A 254-nucleotide genomic window follows, 5' to 3' on the forward strand; every position below is an offset into this window, starting at 1 on the left:
CTATAATATCTACCTGAGAATACTTCATTGATAAACATTTTCGCAACGCGTCGCGCGGTATCTTGAGTATTGTAATCGTTGTCAGTGTCAATAACTAAACTATTTAGGACATCTTGAAATTTTTTCTCAACTTCTTTTTGAAGCTCTTCTAGTTCGCCCTCTAGTAAGTATTCAGATATATTGTCATTGCAATTAAATGTTCCATTTTGTTTTCTTATTCTTTCTCTAATGAGATCTGAAATGTCACCTTCAAT

General features: G+C 32.7%; 1 pseudogene. It reads right to left on the reverse strand.

The window, feature by feature from the left end:
• Nucleotides 1–254, reverse strand: a pseudogene (locus tag R0J92_RS24795) (GTP cyclohydrolase I); the annotation flags it as partial.

The organism is Tritonibacter sp. SIMBA_163 (genome assembly GCF_046535935.1).
Taxonomy (GTDB): Bacteria; Pseudomonadota; Alphaproteobacteria; order Rhodobacterales; family Rhodobacteraceae; genus Epibacterium; species Epibacterium scottomollicae.